This is a genomic window from Polyangium sp. y55x31 (assembly GCF_029946505.1).
GTDB lineage: Bacteria > Myxococcota_A > Polyangia > Polyangiales > Polyangiaceae > Polyangium.
In genome coordinates this window covers 24,724-41,059 of the sequence record NZ_JARZHG010000018.1, presented here as the reverse complement: position 1 = coordinate 41,059, position 16,336 = coordinate 24,724, and the positions used below count along the sequence as shown (strand labels likewise).

Here is a 16,336-nt window from a genome sequence, read left to right as displayed (position 1 = left end):
CGAGGACGACCATGGCAGACATCGTGATCGTGGAGGCCGTTCGTTCGGCCGTGGGCCGTGCCCACAAGGGAGCGCTCGCGCAGAAGCGTCCCGACGAGCTCGCGGGTGAGGTCGTCGCAGGCCTGCTCGCGCGCGTGCCGCAGATCAAGCCTTCGGACATCGACGACCTGATCCTCGGGTGTGCGATGCCGGAGGGCGAGCAGGGGCTCAACGTGGCGCGGCCGGTGGGCCTGCTCGGGGGCCTGCCCGAAGAGGTCTCGGCGATGACCATCAACCGGTTCTGCTCGAGCGGCCTGCAGGCGATCGCGCTCGCGGCGGGCAGCATCACGGCCGGTTACGCGGACATCGTCATCGCGGGCGGCGTCGAGAGCATGTCGATGGTGCCCATGACGGGCAACAAGATCTCGGTCTCGCCCGAGGCGATGGATCGGTTCCCGTCGGTCTACACGCCGATGGGCATCACGGCCGAGAACGTGGCCAAGCGCTTCAACGTGGCGCGCGCCGATCAGGACGCGTTCGCGCTGTCGAGCCAGAAGAAGGCCTCGGCGGCGATCGAGGCGGGCCGCTTCAAGGACGAGATCGTCGCGGTGAACGGCGTGCGTTACAAGGGCAACGAGCGCATCGCGTTCGAGTTCACGCGTGACGAGCTGCCGCGCCCGGACACGACGCTGGAGGGCCTCGCGGCGCTCAAGCCCGCGTTCGCGACGGTGGGAACGGTGACGCCGGGCAACAGCTCGCCGCTCTCGGACGGCGCGGCGGCGGCGCTCGTGACGACGAAGGCGAAGGCGGACGCGCTCGGCGTGAAGCCGCTCGGCTACCTGCGCATGTTCGTGACGGCGGGCGTGGATCCGTCGATCATGGGCATCGGCCCGGTGCCGGCGGTGAAGAAGCTCCTGGCGAAGACAGGGCTCTCGATCAAGGAGATCGACCTCGTCGAGATGAACGAGGCGTTCGCGAGCCAATCGGTCTACTGCCAGCGCGAGCTCGGCATCCCGGACGAGAAGCTCAACGTGAACGGCGGCGCGATCGCGCTCGGCCACCCGCTCGGCTGCACGGGCGCGAAGCTCACGGCGACGGCGCTCTACGAGCTGCGCCGCCGCGGCGGGCGGTATGCGATCGTGACGATGTGCATCGGCGGTGGCATGGGCGCGGCGGGGCTGTTCGAGCGGGCCTGATCTGCAACCATCGCTGAAGAGGGCCCCCGTGCGGCAAGCGCGGGGGCCTTTTTCTTTCCATGGCGGAGGGTCGTCGGCGAGGCTTCGGGGAGGTCGGGAGCTCGGCGGAGGGTCGTCGGCGAGGCTTCGGGGAGGTCGGGAGCTCGGCGGAGGGTCGTCGATGGGGCTTCGGGGAGGTCGGGAGCTGGGCGGAGGCTCATCGCCGAGGCGGCGGCGGCGTGTCCACGACCGAATTCACGTTGCCGAAAGAGATGATGGATCTGCTCGTGGCCAATGGCGCAGCTGCGACGAAACAATGGTTCGAGCGGGGATGAACCACGCGGAGTCGCGCGCGCCCTACTCCCCCTCGTCCGTCGCTGCCACCGGCCTCTCGGCTGCCTCGCTCGGCGCCGCCTTCCAGAACCGCGGCACCCGCGCGAAAATGCCCGGCTTGGCCCAGGCGAGCACGCCCGTCCCGGCCAGCAGCACCAAAAGCAGCGCGAGCGGCAAAAGCACCCGCGCCCCCATTCTCCGTGAAACCGGCACCAGCGGCGCCGGCGTCATCTCCGCCGGCTCCTTTCGCGCTTGCGGCAGCCATTCCGGGCTCTTGCCTTCGGGTCGCGCCGGAATCCGGATCGCCGGCAATACCTCCGGCGCGTAAGGCGTCGGTGCCAGCCCCGCGAGCTCTTTCAAGCTCGACGCCGTCGCCCGGAACAGCGCCTCCTCGCCTCCCTCCGGCAACGCGAACCGATGGAGCAGCTCATCCACGCGGTCCGGCCCCGCCTTCGCGGGAGCCGCCACCACGGCCGCCTCTGCCGAAGCCTCTTCCACGACCGCCGCCGGCGGCTCCGCCGATACCACGGGCTCCTCTGCCACCACCGGCTCCACGGCCACCGCCTTCACCGACACCGAAGGCGCCACCGATACCGAATCCACCACCGACGCGGGCGGCGCCGTCGCTGGATGCTCGAGCGCTTCCACCATGCCCGAGAATCCCGACGGCGACAGCGCTTCCACGCCCTTTTCCACGGCCGGCGACGGCAGCGGCGTGAGCACCTCGAACTCGAAGCTGAGTAGCTCCTCGGCCGAAGGCGGCACCTCCGACGGCACGACATGCACCACGGCCGCCGTCTCCGCCTCGCGCGCCTCCTCCACCCGTACCGAGGGCGTCACGGCCGGCCGCGCCGATGCCGGCCGCGGCGTCGGCGGCCGCATCCCGAGCCCGACCGGCCAGGGCAGCGTCGACTCGTGGACCCCACGTGTCGCCGTGTCCTTCACGGACACCGGCGCAGCCACGGGTGACGCTTCTGCCGGCGGCAACAGCTCGACCGCCGCTTCCCGCGCCGAAAGCAACGTCGACTCGGCCACCGCGGGCACCACCGGCACCGGCGCCTGCGCGGCGACCGGCTCCGAGGCGGGCAAGACCGCGGCAGCGGGGCTCGACTTTTCGCTTTCGGGAGGCGCTTCCAGCAAGGCGAGATCGACGCTGCACAGCGGCGTCGCGTCGGTCGTCTCGATGGACATCGGATCCTGGAGCGTCGGCGTCGCCTCCCGCAGCGGGCCGGAGGGCGGCGCGGTGAACAGCAGATCCGACGGCAGGGAAGGGATGGCCGCGATCGAAACGGGCGCGTCCACGACGGTCACGGAGGCGGGAGCGGCCACGCGCACGGAGACGGCAGCAGGCGCGGGGGCGAGAGCGGCCACGGGAGCGGGAGCGGCCACGGGAGCGGCCACGGGAGCTGGAGCGGGCGCAGGCGCGGGAGCAGGTGCGGCCACCGGAGCCGCCACCACCGGCGCGGCCACGATTACGGGCGCCGGCAGCGGCGCCGGCTCCACCACGAGACCGGCCTCCAGTGCGCGCGCCGTCTCCTTCGCCAACCTCGCCAGCGTCCGCTTCGCCGCGCCCCGATTCAGCGGCACCAGCGCTGCCTCGATCTCCGCCGCCACCAAACCCGGCCCTCGCTCGGCGGCCTGCGCCCTTGGCCTTGCCACGGCATGCAAGCCCGGCGCGCCTCCCGCCGTCACCGCGAGCAGCCGCCCGAGCAGCTCCCGCAGCCCGCGCGCGGCTTCCGCGCCGGACAGCACCTCGCCTTGCCGGTTCACGGCCACCACGCCCTCGTGCGAGAGCGTCACGGCGGCGGGGTCCACTCGGATCGGCAGGTTCCCGAGCGCGTCGCAGAGCGACAGCACGAGGTAGCCCGCGCTCTCCGGCACCATCGCCGCAGCCCGCGCGGATGCGGCCCCGAGGACCTCCGAAAGCGTCACGTTCGCCCGATTCACGACCCACCTCTCCTCGGTTCGCCCAGCCGCACCGGCACCCCGCGTCCCGCGAGGTACGCCTTCGCCTCCGCCACCGAGTACGTCCCGTCGTGGAAGATCGACGCGCACAACGCCGCGTCCGCCCCTCCCACGACCAGACCCTCGTACAGATGCTCGAGCGTCCCCACACCTCCCGACGCGATCACCGGCACGCTCACCGCGTCCGCCACGGCCCGCGTCAGCGCGAGGTCGTAGCCCGCCTTCGTCCCGTCCCGGTCCATGCTCGTCAGCAGGATCTCCCCCGCCCCGAGCCCCGTGATCCGCTTCGCCCACTCGACCACGTCGAGCCCCGTCTCCCGCCGCCCCCCGTGCGTCACGACGGTCCACCGCGGGGGTTTGGGGGCAGAGCCCGGCTCGCCGGGCGGAGCCCCCATCGTTGAAACAGGCTCGTCCGTCCCGACCCGCCTCGCGTCGATCGCCACCACGATCGCCTGCGCGCCCCATCGCGCCGCCGCCCGCTCCACGAGCTCGGGCTCGCGCACCGCGGCCGTGTTGATCGCGATCTTGTCGGCGCCCGCGTCGAGCAGCGCCTCGATGTCGCGCTCGCTCCCCACGCCGCCGCCCACGGTGAGCGGCACGAAGATCTGGTCGGCCGCCGCGCGCACCATGTCGAGCAGCGTCCCGCGTTTTTCGTGCGAGGCCGTGATGTCGAGGAAGGTGATCTCGTCCGCGCCGGCCTCGTCGTAGCGCCGGGCGGCCTCGACGGGGTCGCCCGCGTCCCGGAGCCCGACGAACTGGACGCCCTTCACGACGCGTCCGTCCTTCACGTCGAGGCACGGGATGATGCGCTTGGCCAGCACACAGCGCGCTTAGCGCCGAGCGCCGCGATGGGCCAACTTCCCTTCAGCCGTCGGCCGGCAACGTGTCGTCGTCCCTCGCGTCCGTCACGGCCTTCTCGCCCGCATACCGCCGCTCGGCTCGCTCGGACGCACGCAGGACCGGCCTGCGGATCGCCTCGATGTACTCGGCCGGCGCCTCCGACAGCTCCAGGTTCGAAAGGACCTGCGACACGACCCGCAGCCACAAGCTGCGCGCGGCCTGCGGCGACAGCACGCCCTCGGGCTTCGTGGCCTCCTTCGCGAGGAGCTCGGTCCGCGCGTTTTCGAGCTCCGCCAGGCGCGCGCCGGCCGCGATCCACGCGTCCACCACGTCCCGCAGGGTGTGCGGAGGCGCGCCCGCGGGGATCTCCCCGAGGAACTCGCACATCCAGGGCTCCTCCTCCCGCACGAGCCGCGCCACGCGCGCCGTGTTGCCCGACTCCGCGAGCAGCGACGCGTTCACGATCGCGAGGCCCGTCGGGAAGAGCTTGCGCGAGATGTCCCGGGCCCGCGCCGCGCGCGCAAAGTCGGGCGGGTGCCCCGCGAGGTAGAGCTCGGCGCGCGCGTCGAGCGAGAGCGAGATGGCGCGGGCGAGGTGATCGTGCCGCGCATCCACGAGCGTCTCCTCTTCGAGGATCGACGCGAGCGCGGTCGGCGTGGCCTTCGTTTGCGGGATGTTGAGCACGGCCTCGTAGGCCTTCAGCACTTTGCCGTGCAGCGGCGCGATCTCCGGGATGGACAGGAACACGCCCTTGCGCTTCGACTCGTCCACCCAGGGCGCGATGATCGCCACCATCTCGTCGATGTTGAGGTGCTTCAGCAAAGTCGGCCTCCTGCCGTCAAGGATGCGTGCATGATGGTGGCCTTTCGGAGGGGGCTGTCAACAGTGTCGGACATTGCGGAAGCGGGGGCGGAAGCGGGAGCGGGGACGGAAGCGTCCAGCGCTCGAGAGCCCCGGCGGGGGCCTGGGGCAAAGGCCCAGCGCCGCGCCTTGACGCTCACTCGGTAGGCTGAATGGACGGCGCGGCCTCCGGGCGGCGGCCAGCGGCTTCAGGCGAGAGCCGCTTCACCACGCTTCTCACGACGACGTAAAACGCGGGGACGAGCACAAGTGCAAGCACCGTCGCGCTGATCATCCCGCCGAGGACACCAGTACCGAGTGCGCGCTGCGTTTCCGCGCTGGCGCCACTTGCGATCGCGAGGGGGACGACGCCGAGTGTGAATGCAAGTGACGTCATGAGGATGGGACGCAAGCGCAATCGTGCTGCCTCGATGGCCGCGCTCGCCGCCGAGCGCCCTTCCTCTTCGAGCTGCTTGGCGAACTCCACGATGAGGATGGCGTTCTTCGCGGAAAGCCCGATGAGCGTGATCAGACCGACCTTGAAGAAGACATCGTTCGGCATGCCGCGCAGCTTCACCGCCAAGAGCGCGCCCAGCAAACCGAGGGGAACCACGAGCATGACGGACACGGGGATCGACCAGCTCTCGTAGAGCGCGGCGAGCACGAGGAACACCACGAGCAGGGAGAGCGCGATGAGCGCGGGCGCTTCGTCGCCCGAGAGACGCTCCTGATACGAGAGCCCCGTCCATTCGACGCCGTAGCCCGGGGGGAGCTGCGCAACGAGACGCTCCATTTCGGCCATCGCTTCTCCGCTGCTGAAGCCGCTCGCTGCGGTGCCGGAGAGACGCATGGCGGGATACCCATTGTAACGAACGAGCTGGAGCGGGCTCCGCTCCCACCGAGGTGTGGCCACGGCAGAGAGCGGGACCATGCGACCTTCTTGGTTGCGCACCGGCAGCGCGAACACGTCGTCGAGCTGCATCCGCACCCCGGGCTCCGCTTGGAGGATCACCTGCTGCAGACGCCCCGCGTTGGGAAAGTCATTGACGTACATCGAGCCGAGCGCCGCCGAGAGCGTCGCGTTGATCGACGCGAACGACACGCCGAACGCCTCTGCGCTCTGACGATCAATCTCGACGCGCACCGACGCACCGTCGGGCAAACCCTCCGGATAAACCCCCTGCACCACGCGGCTCTTCGCAGCAGCGGCGAGGAGCTGATTTCGTGCTGCGAGCAGGCGAGCTTGCCCCTGGTTGCGTCGATCGACGAGGCGCATCGCGAACCCGGCGCTCGTGCCGAGAGAATCGATGGAGGGCGGGAGGACGTTGAACATCATTCCGTCGCGGAGGCTCGAGAAACGCTCATTCGCGGCTTGCACCTCTCCCTGGGCCGTTGCGCCTTCGCGCGCGTCCCAGTCTTTGAGGATCGTGAACATGAGCGCCGCGTTCGGGCCCGAGCCGGAGAAGCCGAAGCCTTGGATGGCCACCACTGCACGCACGCCCGGTCGCTCGCGAACGTAGGCTTCGTACGAGCGGATCACCTGATCGGTACGTTCGGCCGTCGCATCCGAAGGCAGCGCGACACTCGAGATCCAGTAACCCTGATCCTCCTGGGGCAAGAACGAGCCAGGCAACGCGCGGAAGAGCCACGCCGCGCCGGCGCCGATGGCAACGAGCGAGACGAGCCCGATCCAGCTACGCTTCACCACGCGTCCGACGCCCCGGCCGTACCGTTCGGTGAGCCACGCGAAGCCGCGATTGAAAGGCCCGAACACGCCGCGGTTTGCATCGTGGTGCGCGGGCACCGGCTTGAGCAGGGTCGCGCAGAGGGCGGGCGTCAGCGAGAGCGCGAGGAACGCCGAGAGCAGGATCGACACCGCCATCGAGAGGCTGAACTGCCTGTAGATCGTCCCGACCGAGCCCGACGCGAACGCCATCGGAATGAACACGGCCGACAGCACCAGCGTGATTCCGATGACCGCGCCGGTGATCTCCTTCATCGCCTTTTTCGTCGCGTCCTTTGGCGAGAGGCGCTCGGTCGCCATGATGCGCTCGACGTTCTCGACCACGACGATCGCATCGTCGACGATGATGCCGATCGCGAGCACCATCCCGAACATCGTCAGGACGTTGATCGAATACCCCGTCGCATACATGACGGCGAACGTGCCGAGCAGAGCGATCGGCGCGACGATGGCGGGCACCAGCGTGTAGCGGAGGTTCTGCAGGAAGACGAACATCACCACGAACACGAGCGCCATGGCCTCGAAGAAGGTCTTGAAGACTTTCTCGATCGAAATACGAACGAAAGGCGCCGTGTCGTACGGAATGCCGACCTCGATCCCGTCCGGGAAGCCCTCGGCGAGCTCGGCGACGCGCGCGCGAATGAGCGCTGCCGTCTCCACCGCGTTCGCCCCGGGCGAGAGCATCACGCCCGCGCCGGCCGAGGGGGAGCCGTCCGTTCGCGTCGAGGTGCGGTAGCTCTGCGCGCCGAGCTCGATGCGGGCCACGTCCGACAAAAGGACACGCGAACCATCCGGTCGTGCGCGCAGCACGATGGCGCCGAACTCCTCGGGCGTCTCGAGCTCGCCCTTCACCACGAGGGGAATCGTCACGCGTTGGCCCGGGACCGTCGGCGCGTCGCCCACCCGGCCCGGCGAAACCTGCGCGTTCTGCGCGCGGATGGCGTTCGCCACCTCCTCGACCGACACCTCGAGCGCCGCGAGCTGCGCGGGGTCGAGCCACACGCGCAAGGCGCGCGCGGCGGCGAAGACCTGCACGCTGCCCACGCCACGTACACGCTTCAGCTCTTCGACGAGACCCCGCGAGAGGAAGTCGCCGAGCGTCTGTTCGTCGTAGCGGCCATCGGGCGAGCGCAGATCGACGATGCAGAGAAAGTTCGAGGTCGATGCCTCGACGGCGAGGCCGATCTGCCGGACCATCTGCGGCAGTCGAGGCTCCACGGTGCGCAGACGATTCTGGACCGCGACCTGGGCCAGCTCGGGATCGGTCCCCGGCTCGAACGTGACCGTGATTTGCGCGACGCCCGACGTGTCCGAGGACGACTCGAAATAGAGCAGATGCGGCACGCCCGAGATCTCGCGCTCGATGGGCGCGAGGACGCTTTCGCTCATCGTGGAGGGCGTCGCGCCGGGGTACACGGCCGTCACGTTCACGCTCGGGGGCGCGACGGTCGGGTAGCGCTCGACCGGCAGGCGCCCGAGCGCGAGCACGCCGAGCAAAACGATGAAGAGGGAGACGACCCACGCGAAGACTGGGCGCTCGATGAAGAAACGCGGCATGATCTCGTTATTCGCTTGCGGGCATGCGCGCCGCGTCAGGGGTTAAGGTGGCGAGGCGCTCGGCGCGGCCGTCGCCGCCGGAGCTTCGGAGGGCGCGTTCGGCCGGTTCGGCGGCGGCTTCCAGTTCGAGGGACGCACCGACATGCCGGGCGTGAGCTGCTCTTGTCCCTCGACGATGACGCGGTCGCCCGCCGCGAGCCCGGTGCGGACGATCTGCTGTCCCTCGACGACACGACCCGTCGTCACGGAACGCGCTACGACGCGGTCGCCGGGGTCGACCACGAGCACGCTCTCCCCGAGCGCGGGATCGTGGAGCACGGCCTGCTGCGGCACCGTGATTGCCTGAGGCTCTCGGCCGACGGGGATGCGCGCCCGGACGAACATCCCCGGCAAAAGGTGGAGGTCCGCGTTCTTGACGAGCACGCGCAGCGTCAACTCGCTCGTCGACGGGTCGACGTTCACGTCGGTCGAGAGCAGTCGTCCTTGCTCTGCGTAGGGTTCGCCGCGCATCGAGAGCAGCGTGACCGGGAGGCCCTGGCTCGTTTCGAGCTCGCCACGCGCGAGGCGCTTGCGTAGCTCCTCGTAGCGCATCACCGGCTGACGGATGTCCACGTACACGTCGTCGAGCTGCTGGATCGTGACCATCGGCGTCGGATCGGCGGTCCCCACGAGCGCGCCCTCGGTGACGCGGGAGAGACCGATACGTCCGCTGATGGGCGCCGTGACGGTGGCGTAGCGCAGGTTGACCCTGCTCCGCGCGAGCGAGGCCTCGGCGATGGCGAGGTCGGCCCGTGCGATGTCGACCGTGCTGCGCGCCGTATCGGCCGCCTGCCCCGCGATGGCGCCGCTCGTTTCGAGGCGTTGCGCGCGCTCGGCCTCCCGTGTCGCGACCGCGAGGGCTGCGCGTTGCCGTTCCGTCGTCGCGGCGGCGCTCGCGACCTCGGCCCGGAAGACCGTGGGGTCGATGCGATAGAGCACCTGCCCTGCCTTCACGGTGTCGCCCTCGGTGAAGAGCCGCTCGCGCACGATGCCGGACACGAGCGGCCGGACGTCGGCGACCCGCACCGGCACGACGCGGCCTGGAAGAACGTCCTCGAGCACCACGGCGTGCGGCGTCACGGACACGACCGAGACTTCGGGGGGCGGCGGCGGAGGCGGCGGCGTGCTCGTCTCGGCGGACGCGCAGGCCGTGAGGAGCGCCGCGCACAAAAAGGGGAGACGAAGGTGTCGCATGTCGTTTTTCTATCGGTCTTTCGCGGGTTTGTCCGAAATGGCCGCCCGAGGGATGCCCGGACGAACGCGAGCGGGCTCCTGCCTGGTCCGATCGCGGAACATCTCCGTGAGGTTCGCGCGCGGAGGACGAGGCAATGGCGAGAGGCCCGTGCGTACCCCGACACCTCCCGCGTAGGGTGGTCACGTCAGGCCGGGAATTCGCCCTTCTTCACGCCCAAGCGCAACGGGGGCGCGGCGATGCCGTTCCTGTCATGCCGCCGTGGTGAAGGGAGGGGAACCTCGGAGCCAGAACGAGAGACATGCACGGCCCTGGGTCGTGGCGCCCCACACGGCTTTCCTTGGTTTACAGATCCATCTCGTGCAAAACGGAACGAGGTCTACCACGAACAATATGAGGTGCAAGGGTTCGGGCGAAGAGCAAACCATGGAGTCGATCTTCGCAAGCTCGGATTCGAACCCAAAGAGCTGTTTGGAAATCTTACCTTGACATACCACCTGGCACGTGGACCGCGCCGGTCAAAAGAGGTTCGCCTGCTGGCCATATTGTACACTCGTCCAAGTCGAGAGGAGGCTCCCGTTGGAGTGGACCCGACGATGAAGCACGATTCCCACGGCAACCTGCAGGCGCGTGAGCCCTCGAGATTGTCGTATTGGCGCAGAAGCGGTCGCCGTGTCGACGCCGCGAGTAAGCGGGCTCCTCGTGTTCGCCGCCTGTGGTGACGACCGCCCCTACGACGGGACGACGGATCACCGGCACGCGTTCGGGGCGGCGGTGCAGTCGCCCAAGGCCCCGCAGACCTGGGAGCGTGCGCACGCCTCGGCGTCGCCCTGGGAGTACGACAAGACGTGAAGGGTTGACCTCCCTAGGAAGCCGGTGACGCAAATCGTGTACATTCGCGGCAACCACGGTGGGGCGACTCGTACGCCGCGGCGCGCGGCGCTCGCCAGGGCGCATCCGAGCGCCTCCACGTCCGAGTCCGCGAAGACCACGATTTCACGACTCACGCAGCGCGTGAAGAGGTCCACCGTGCCGAACGTGTAGCTCGTAGCCCCAAGGCAATCGGTGCTGGCCGAGGCTGAACCACTCGCCGGGATGGTGGTAGCGGTGAGGAGGAGGGGAGCAACCAGGGCGTGCAGCCCTCTTGCAAGCAGGCTCATGGTTCTTTCTTTTTTCGGGTGCGCAGAGAGCGCGGTATCGTTTCGCACGTCAGCTCGCCCGTCGTGGGGCGCATGAGGTTTCCCTGGACCTCGGCAATCTCTGGGCCAGCCGGCGTAGCGGTCGGATCGAGGTTTGGCGTTCGCGGACAGCTTGCCTCTCTAGGCAAGGGATTGCGCATCCGTGCAAGGAGCAAGCGGTCGTCCTTGCCCAGTTCGGCCCGGGAGGTGCTGGCATGCGTCGAGGTCGCCCGGGCCATGCATTACTACCGCCGCGCCTCGTAAACCCGCAGGGCGGGCTGTCCTTTCCAGGGCGGCCCGCTCGCATGCCCTGGATCGCCGCGCCCATTGCGACGTCCCTGGAGCCATTCACGGTCGATCGTGCTTGCGCGTTACGAGCGGCAGGTTCTCGCAGGGTTTGCGGAGGACCTTCCCGAGCAGGGGGACGGGACGTCGGCGGAGACGTATTTACACGCGATGTACGGGATGTTCCGGCTCGAGCGGTTTCTGGAGAAGATGAGGCCGCGCATCCGGGCAGCGGTGATTCCGTACCTGGAGGGGTGCTCGGTCCCGGAGATTGCGGCGACGCTCGGAATCAAAGCAAAGGCCGTCTACAGTCGCCTGCGTCTCGCCCAAGAGCGGTTGGAGATGCTCTCGTTCGCGTGAGGGCCGCGCCCGCTCCCGCTGGGACCTCATGGAGCAGGAAATCCCGGTCGGTTTGCCCTACGCGCCCGAAAGCGTTATAGTCGGCCATCGCCGGAGGGAGATGCCGAATGGTCGACCTGATCCTCACCACCTTCGATTGGGTTCCCGAGACGCCGCGAGGCTATGTGCGTGACATACGTGTGCGTTGGGCGCTGGAAGAGGCCGGGTTGCCCTATCGCGTCGAGAGCGTGCCATTTCGCGCTCGGAATGCCGAGCATTTCTCGCACCAGCCCTTCGGCCAGGTACCGTGGTTGACCGATGGAGACATTTCGATCTTCGAGAGCGGCGCGATCCTGCTTCATCTGGGCGAACGTAGTGAAGCGCTGATGTCTGCCGATCCGCGCAATCGCTGCAAGGTTTTGGAATGGCTGTTCGCGGCGCTCAACTCGGTCGAGATGGCGAGCCTGCCCTGGTCCATATTGGCGTTCTCCGGTGACACGGGTGATACGCCGGCGTGGAAGCGTTTGGACGGGTTCCTCAAGGCCCGGCTCCAGCACATGGAGTCGGTCTTGGCAGGACGCGAATGGCTCGCCGGGACCTTCTCCATCGCCGACATCCTCATGGCGGATGTGCTGCGCCTTGTCGATCGGTTCGACGGGCTGGCGGGATATCCCGCCTGTCGTGACTATGTCGCGCGCGCTACGGCCCGCCCGTCCTTCGTGAAGGCACACGCAGACCAGATGGCGCATTTTGCTGCGGCAGACAGCAAGACCGGCGCCCAAAGCTGACCGCCGCGAAACCACGGTGCCCGGCGTCGGCGAGAACCTTCCGTCTCGAGCAGCCGTCCAGCAACGCCGCAGACTCCGTGGCTGATCCACGGGCTGTCAGGGAGTCCCGTGAGGCCCGCGCGGAGAGGCCGCGGAGGCACATGCATCGCGCGGGGAGGGGTTCCGGGTCGCGGAGGTTGGCCCAGGTGGAGATGGGCCGGTAAAATCCCGCGGATAGGGTCGAGGTGCGGCGATGAGCGACGGGGCACGAGGGGGCGGAGGGCGGAATGGGCGGTCGCCGCATGCGGCGACGGTGGTACAGAAGAAGGCGCCGCACCCGGCGACGGTGGCAGGGCGGCTCCCGCACCCGGCGACGGTGGCGCGGCCCAGGCCTCTAGGTCCAGCCGCGGTGGCGCAGAGGCGGGAGGCGCTGCCGCCCCATCCAGCGAAGCTGGTGGGCAAGCCCGCGCCTGGGGCCCGAATGCCACCGGCTCCTGCGCCAGCCGGCGGCCGTCCGGCGGGTCCCCCCGTCCAGGCCAAGCTGGTCATCACCAGCGGCCAGGGGAGCGGGACCTACACGAGCGACAACCTCTTGGCGCTCCTCGACGGGCCGCTCAAGACGAGGATCAACCAGAACGACCTCACCGTGAAGCGAGGGCCCTTGGCGTTCGTACGCGCCAAGGGGACATATACGATCGATACCCTCCAGGATCTCGTCGACTACATGACGGACCTCAGTGCCCCCGCGCCCGTCATGGAAATGGTCCTGGAGTACGGCGCCGCTCATGGCGACTATCATTTCACTGGAAACGTCACCGTAAAGAAGGCGCAGTGGACGGTCGACAAGGAGACGGCCAAGGGCTTGATGGAAACCGCCATCAATACCCACATGGCCACCTTGCTCGCCGGCTCCGGCGACGAGGGCTGGACAGCCTGGTACATCGGAGACGACGCCGGATACACCATCGGCAAGACCGTCGCGGGGGACGAGACGCAGTTCTGCATCCAGCTTCAGGTGTCCAAGGAGCACAACCTCATCAGCTATCATGGCTATCCGGACCAGCGGTTGAGGAAGCTCGGCGTGGGCAAGACGAAGAAGGACCTGGGAGATTGACCGACCCGAGCCCGGGCGCACCCCTCGACCCTCTCCGACGACAGTCCCATCCCCCCGAAAAACGCTCTCGTCTCTCTTCGATGACAGCGACCTCCCTCCTCGAAAAGGCTGTCACCCCTCTCGGAGGACGCTCTCGTCCCTCCCCTTGAATGCTACGTATCCTCTCCGAGACCCTCCCGGCCGCCGCTGGAGACCCCTCGTCCTTTCCGGGACAGGGGTCTCATTACACCGCGAGAACACGCTCGACCCTTTTGCATGACGGTCTCGTCACTTTCGCGGCGGTACTGTCCTTCCTCCCCGAGACACTCGCGCCCCTTTCGGAGGGGGTTCTCATCCCCCTCGAGGACGCTCCCAACCCTCCTGCAGGACGGTCTCGCCCTCCCCGGAGGACACTCTCATCTGTCTCTGGAGACAGTCCCACCCCTCCCGGAGACGGTCTCACCCCACCCGACGAACGGTCCTGCGAAGGAGTCGCCCATCTGCCCACCCACCTCCCGGCAGGGTCTTCCCCGGGTGGCTGGGTGACGATAGGCTCCGCGTGAGGTATTGCCCCATGCGCGGGACCCAGGCGAGGTTCCGGCGCGAACGAGTTCGCGCCCGCAGGCACGCCACGCAGGCATGACAGCCAGCAGGGAGCCGGCCCCGCCCAGTGCAGGTTGCGCGCGGCCACCTCGGGTTCCGTCGATGCTTCGTCGCGTCTTCGCCTGGTGTTTGCCGTTGAGCCTTTTCGTCCTGTGCGCGCCGTCGCGCGTCCGCGCGGAGGTCCGCGTCTGCGTCAAGCCGCCGGACATCGCATCGAACGTGAATGAGTGGGCCTATTCGCCGGGGGCGAAGGCCATGTGGACCACGAGCCGCGCGAAGTTCACGACGAAGGCCCAGGGGCTCACCGTCTACGTGTTCGACCCCTACGCGCCGCCCGAGAGCGCGAAGCTCCTGCCGATCCCGCACAACAAGTTGACGTGCCCCGCGCCGCCGCGCCCGAAGCCGGCGCCGCCGAAGGACCCGTCCAAGGCCCCGGCCGCGGAGAACAAGGCCGGAGCCTCCACGTCCGCCGAAGCTTCGGAGCCGCAGAAGCCGCCGCCAGCGAAGGACGAACGAGTGGAGGTCGTGCCGCCCGGCGTGAAGAAGATGCCGGAGCGCCCGCCGGAGAAGCCTCGGCCCTCGCCGCCTCCGCCCGAGGGGGTGCTGTCGAGCGAGCCGCAACTGCCGTCGGAGGGCGTGTTGCCGAAGCGGGACGAGGTGCACCCACCGAAGTGCGTGGACGAGCATTGCACGCTGGTGGATCGGGGCGGCGCGCTGCCGACCCTCGTGGATCAGCCGCGGAGACCGCTCGTGAGCGCGGTCCCATGCGAGCAGACGAAAGACGGCTGCAAGGGGAACGGGAAGGGCAAGGGTAAGCCGAAGACGCGGCTCGAAGAGATCGCGCTGGAGCTCGCGATCGCGTCTGCCATCGCGAACGGCGAGATGAACGCCGACCTTGCGCGGAAGGACGGCAAGCAATTCGGCGTCATCGGGGGGACGAACGAGGACGGCGTCGACAACCCCATCGTCCAGGCGGCGGTGGCCACCGCGGCGATCGCCTCGGGCGTGGTGCTCGGGCAGGCGGACAAGTTCGTGAAGAAGTTGGAGGAGGCGTGCGCGAAAAAGGCGCCGCTCATCCTTCAGGGGACCGAGGAGCTGTCGAAGGAGACGGCCGAGTTCCTAGCCAAGCAGTACGGGGCGGACATCGCGCATGCGCTGGAGCAGAACGGGGCGATAGGCGCGTACGAGGTGATGAAGAAGTTCACGGACAACCTCGGCGGGGCGTACCAGGCACACCACATCCTGGAGAAGGCGATGGCGCGAGAGTTGAGGCTAGCCAAAGACCTCGACAAGATACCGTCAGTGATCTTGACCGAGGCGCGGCACAAGGAACTCACGAATTTGTTGAACCTGAAGCGACCAGACGAACTGAATCCGCAGACCGTGTGGACGCTGTACGAGGAAGTCTATAAAGACTTTCCGCATTGGCTCAAGGCCATCAAGCCCTACTTCGGGAAGTAGTAGCCGGTCATCGAGGCGCGACATGTGGACCGAGGTACGAATCATCATCATCAACAAGCGCATTCCGGGAGGACCGCAGACGATCCTCGGCCCTGCGGGCTGCGGTCCCGACGTGGCAATCCTCGAAGCAGACGCGGGTGCCACCATCGTCACCCTGGACGAAAGGGACGACCGTCTCCCGCTCCTCCTCGACTCTCTCAAGCCGTACGACAAGGATTGGTCCGAACGACGTCGCGACCGTTTCACCGAAGAGGAGCTCGAATCCGCACGACTGCTCGTCATGCGGTACGTCTTCCCGGACGGCAGAATCTTCACAGGGCCGCGGATGGGAACGACGTACGACATGTCCCACGCCTGCAAGCGTTGCGGCGCCGGCGCCCGACAAACGTCCGCGCTGATCATCGAGGGCGAACACCTCGCTCTTCTGGAGGACCGGCGCGCGGCCGCGACCTGCTACAACGACATGCTCGTCGACGAGAAACTGGCCGCCGCGCTCGCGCAGAGCGGCGCGACGGGGCTCGAGCTTCGGGGCGTATTCGCGGCATTCGAGAATCGCGGCCACTTCCAGCTCCCTTGGCGGCAGCTATGCGCCACGCACACCTTGCCGCCCATGTCCCCCCGAACGACCGGAATCGAGCTCTCCCAACCATGTCCATGCGGGCGCGGTTGTTTTGCGAGGCTCGACAAGGCTCCCACCCGCCTCGCGTACCGCGCCTCGGACGTCGCCGATATCCGCGACGTGAACGTGACCTGGGAATGGTACGGCTACTCGAAGTTCAACGGCGACGTCCACGACGCTGTCCTCCCCTATCCCCTGTTCCTCGTCACCCCCAAGGTCTTTCGCATCTTCCGCGACGCAGGCGTCACCGGATTCGACTGGATCCCCATCCACGTCGTGGACGAGTAGGTCAGGCCGGAGGTGGGGCGCGCCCCAGGCAGAGGTCGT

At 68.4% G+C, this 16,336-nt stretch carries 13 protein-coding genes; 8 read left to right on the top strand and 5 right to left on the bottom strand.

Features of this window, described 5'->3' with window-relative positions; translation table 11 throughout:
- Positions 1 to 11: 11 nt before the first annotated feature.
- Positions 12 to 1,175: a thiolase family protein gene (locus tag QHF84_RS27770; RefSeq protein ID WP_281316463.1), complete on the top strand. Its 1,164-nt coding sequence runs from the start codon at positions 12 to 14 to the stop codon at positions 1,173 to 1,175.
- Between the two features lie 336 nt (positions 1,176 to 1,511).
- Here QHF84_RS27770 and QHF84_RS27765 read toward each other — a convergent pair whose 3' ends face one another.
- The 5 genes from QHF84_RS27765 to QHF84_RS27745 all read right to left on the bottom strand — a co-directional run bounded on the left by QHF84_RS27765 (position 1,512) and on the right by QHF84_RS27745 (position 9,666).
- Positions 1,512 to 3,434, bottom strand: a complete 1,923-nt coding sequence (locus QHF84_RS27765) for a hypothetical protein (RefSeq protein ID WP_281316462.1) — start codon at positions 3,432 to 3,434, stop codon at positions 1,512 to 1,514.
- Positions 3,431 to 4,273 carry an imidazole glycerol phosphate synthase subunit HisF gene (gene hisF, locus QHF84_RS27760; RefSeq protein WP_281316461.1) on the bottom strand — a complete coding sequence of 281 codons (843 nt, stop codon included), beginning with the start codon at positions 4,271 to 4,273 and terminating at the stop codon, positions 3,431 to 3,433. Before hisF ends, QHF84_RS27765 begins: the two co-directional genes overlap by 4 nt.
- Before the next feature lie 43 nt (positions 4,274 to 4,316).
- Entirely contained in the window at positions 4,317 to 5,114 is a 798-nt protein-coding gene (locus QHF84_RS27755) for a hypothetical protein (RefSeq protein ID WP_281316460.1), read from the bottom strand.
- A 175-nt stretch (positions 5,115 to 5,289) separates the two neighbouring features.
- The gene (locus tag QHF84_RS27750; RefSeq protein WP_281316459.1) at positions 5,290 to 8,433 is read right to left on the bottom strand and encodes a multidrug efflux RND transporter permease subunit; all 3,144 of its coding nucleotides are present in this window, start codon (positions 8,431 to 8,433) and stop codon (positions 5,290 to 5,292) included.
- 42 nt (positions 8,434 to 8,475) lie between these two features.
- The gene (locus tag QHF84_RS27745; protein WP_281316458.1) at positions 8,476 to 9,666 is read right to left on the bottom strand and encodes an efflux RND transporter periplasmic adaptor subunit; all 1,191 of its coding nucleotides are present in this window, start codon (positions 9,664 to 9,666) and stop codon (positions 8,476 to 8,478) included.
- Between the two features lie 670 nt (positions 9,667 to 10,336).
- On the opposite strand from QHF84_RS27745, the gene QHF84_RS27740 reads away from it, so the two are divergent.
- The 7 genes from QHF84_RS27740 (at position 10,337) to QHF84_RS27710 (ending at position 16,297) form a co-directional block, all read left to right on the top strand.
- Positions 10,337 to 10,516 carry a hypothetical protein gene (locus QHF84_RS27740; protein ID WP_281316457.1) on the top strand — a complete coding sequence of 60 codons (180 nt, stop codon included), beginning with the start codon at positions 10,337 to 10,339 and terminating at the stop codon, positions 10,514 to 10,516.
- A gap of 24 nt (positions 10,517 to 10,540) precedes the next feature.
- Complete coding sequence (locus QHF84_RS27735) at positions 10,541 to 10,708, top strand: hypothetical protein (RefSeq protein WP_281316456.1); 168 nt, start codon at positions 10,541 to 10,543, stop codon at positions 10,706 to 10,708.
- 494 nt (positions 10,709 to 11,202) lie between these two features.
- A complete protein-coding gene (locus QHF84_RS27730) occupies positions 11,203 to 11,487 on the top strand; it encodes a sigma-70 region 4 domain-containing protein (protein ID WP_281316455.1) in 285 nt (94 codons plus the stop codon).
- Between the two features lie 107 nt (positions 11,488 to 11,594).
- The gene (locus tag QHF84_RS27725; protein WP_281316454.1) at positions 11,595 to 12,254 is read left to right on the top strand and encodes a glutathione S-transferase family protein; all 660 of its coding nucleotides are present in this window, start codon (positions 11,595 to 11,597) and stop codon (positions 12,252 to 12,254) included.
- Positions 12,255 to 12,642: 388 nt separating this feature from the next.
- The gene (locus QHF84_RS27720) at positions 12,643 to 13,347 is read left to right on the top strand and encodes a hypothetical protein (protein WP_281316453.1); all 705 of its coding nucleotides are present in this window, start codon (positions 12,643 to 12,645) and stop codon (positions 13,345 to 13,347) included.
- Positions 13,348 to 14,031: 684 nt separating this feature from the next.
- Positions 14,032 to 15,390 carry a hypothetical protein gene (locus tag QHF84_RS27715; RefSeq protein ID WP_281316452.1) on the top strand — a complete coding sequence of 453 codons (1,359 nt, stop codon included), beginning with the start codon at positions 14,032 to 14,034 and terminating at the stop codon, positions 15,388 to 15,390.
- A 22-nt stretch (positions 15,391 to 15,412) separates the two neighbouring features.
- The gene (locus QHF84_RS27710) at positions 15,413 to 16,297 is read left to right on the top strand and encodes a hypothetical protein (protein WP_281316451.1); all 885 of its coding nucleotides are present in this window, start codon (positions 15,413 to 15,415) and stop codon (positions 16,295 to 16,297) included.
- Positions 16,298 to 16,336 lie beyond the last annotated feature (39 nt).

Excerpts from the sequence above, each read along its gene's own strand:
- QHF84_RS27750 (WP_281316459.1), bottom strand. The coding sequence starts at position 8,433 with ATGCCGCGTTTCTTCATCGAGCGCCCAGTCTTCGCGTGGGTCGTCTCC.
- QHF84_RS27710 (WP_281316451.1), top strand. The coding sequence starts at position 15,413 with ATGTGGACCGAGGTACGAATCATCATCATCAACAAGCGCATTCCGGGA.
- QHF84_RS27715 (WP_281316452.1), top strand. The coding sequence starts at position 14,032 with ATGCTTCGTCGCGTCTTCGCCTGGTGTTTGCCGTTGAGCCTTTTCGTC.
- QHF84_RS27770 (WP_281316463.1), top strand. The coding sequence starts at position 12 with ATGGCAGACATCGTGATCGTGGAGGCCGTTCGTTCGGCCGTGGGCCGT.
- QHF84_RS27745 (WP_281316458.1), bottom strand. The coding sequence starts at position 9,666 with ATGCGACACCTTCGTCTCCCCTTTTTGTGCGCGGCGCTCCTCACGGCC.
- QHF84_RS27725 (WP_281316454.1), top strand. The coding sequence starts at position 11,595 with ATGGTCGACCTGATCCTCACCACCTTCGATTGGGTTCCCGAGACGCCG.